At 69.4% G+C, this 2,004-nt stretch carries 2 protein-coding genes; both read left to right on the top strand.

What is annotated here, in order from left to right; translation table 11 throughout:
• Window positions 1-32: 32 nt before the first annotated feature.
• A complete protein-coding gene (locus P2P98_RS08070; RefSeq protein WP_275798880.1) occupies window positions 33-1,037 on the top strand; it encodes an ABC transporter permease in 1,005 nt (334 codons plus the stop codon).
• Window positions 1,038-1,090: 53 nt separating this feature from the next.
• The gene (locus tag P2P98_RS08065; RefSeq protein WP_275798883.1) at window positions 1,091-1,993 is read left to right on the top strand and encodes an ABC transporter permease; all 903 of its coding nucleotides are present in this window, start codon (window positions 1,091-1,093) and stop codon (window positions 1,991-1,993) included.
• Window positions 1,994-2,004: the final 11 nt, after the last annotated feature.

Genomic DNA, 2,004 nt, shown 5'->3' with positions numbered 1-2,004 from the left:
GTCCCCCCGCTCCCGACACCCTGTGAGAACCCGTGCTCCGCACCATCGGCAGACGCCTGCTCCTGCTCATCCCGACCCTGTTCGGCCTCTCGATCCTGCTCTTCGCCTGGGTCCGCGCGCTTCCCGGCGGCCCCGCCGTCGCCCTTCTTGGTGAGCGCGCGACGCCCGAGGCCGTCGAGCGCATCAACGAGCTCTACGGCTTCAACGAGCCGCTCTACGTGCAGTACTTCACCTGGCTCGGGCGCCTCGCCACCGGCGACTTCGGCTCCTCGATCCAGACGGGCCGGCCCGTGCTCGAGGAGTTCGTCCGCCGGTTCCCGGCGACCCTCGAGCTGTCGATCGCCGCGCTCATCGTGGCGGTGGGCATCGGCATCCCGCTCGGATACTGGGCGGCGCGCCGGCACGGCAAGATCTGGGACCACACCGCGGTCGTGCTCAGCCTCATCGGCATCACGATCCCGGTGTTCTTCCTGGCGTTCATCCTCAAGTACGTCTTCGCTGTCCAGCTGGGCTGGTTGCCCTCCGACGGCCGGCAGAACCCGCGCATCGACGCGACGCACTACACGAACCTGTACGTGTTCGACGGCCTGATCACGGGCGAGTTCGACGCGTCGTGGGATGCCATCCTCCACCTGATCCTGCCGGCGATCGCCCTCGGCACCATTCCGCTCGCCATCATCGTGCGCATCACGCGTGCCTCGGTGCTGGAGGTGCAGAACGCCGACTACGTGCGTACGGGCCGCGCGAAGGGCATCGGCACCGGGACGCTGCGCAACCGCTTCATCCTGCGGAACGCGATGCTCCCCGTCATCACGACGGTGGGACTGCAGGCGGGCCTGCTCATCTCCGGCGCGGTGCTCACCGAGACCGTGTTCGCGTTCCCGGGTATCGGGCAGTTCCTCGCGCGGGCGATCTTCACGCGCGACTTCCCGGTGCTGCAGGGCTTCATCATCTTCATCGCGATCGCGTACGCGCTCATCAACCTGTTGGTCGACCTGTCGTACAGCGTCATCGACCCGAGAGTGAGAGTCCAGTGAGCTCTTCGATCCTCCCTCCCGCCCCCAGTGGCGGCCCCGTCGACGACAACGCGGTGGTCGACTCGCAACTGCTCGCCGCCCAGGCGCGCGGCGGTTTCTGGCACGACGTGTTCCAGCGCCTCCGCCGCAGCCCGGTCGCCTGGATCGGCGCGATCATCGTGCTGGCGTTCCTCCTCGTCGCCGCGCTCGCACCTCTCCTCGCCCCGTACCCGGCCGAGTCGCTGCCGGGCCAGCGCTTCATCACCCCGACCGACATCCCCGGCCCGGGCGAGATGGCGGAGTTCCCCCTCGGCCTCGACCGGTTCGGCGGCGATGTGCTGTCCAAGCTCATCTGGGGCGCCCAGGCGTCCCTGCAGATCGGGGTGATCTCCACGGCCCTGGGTCTTCTGGGCGGAATGGCGCTCGGATTGCTGGCGGGGATGTTCGGTGGCTGGGTCGACGCGCTCGTGATGCGGTTCGTCGACATCCTCCTGTCGGTGCCGAACCTGCTGCTCGCCGTCTCGATCGCCGCAATCCTCGGCCAGAGCCAGCTCGCGATCATGATCGCCATCGGCGCGTCGCAGGTGCCGGTGTTCGCGCGCCTTCTGAGGGCATCGATGCTGCAGCAACGTGGCGCCGATTACGTGCTCTCGGCGCAGACCCTCGGCCTCAGCCGCCGGACCATCACGATGACGCACGTGCTGCCCAACAGCGTCGGCCCGGTCATCGTGCAGGGCACCCTGACGCTCGCGACCGCTGTGATCGACGCCGCCGCGCTGTCGTTCCTGGGCCTCGGCGGCGGTCTCCCGCAGACCGCCGAGTGGGGCCGCATGCTCACCTACGCGCAGGCCGAGCTGGCGATCGCCCCGTGGCTGGCGTTCCTCCCCGGCATCTGCATCGCCGTCACGGCCCTGGGCTTCACTCTCCTCGGCGAGTCCCTCCGCGAGGCGATGGACCCGCGCACCCGCGCGCGGTAGCGCCTCGCCCG

The sequence above is a fragment of the Microbacterium sp. Kw_RZR3 genome, assembly GCF_029222405.1.
GTDB lineage: Bacteria > Actinomycetota > Actinomycetes > Actinomycetales > Microbacteriaceae > Microbacterium.
Note: the sequence above shows the minus strand (reverse complement) of the source record. Positions and strands in the feature narration are given on the sequence as shown.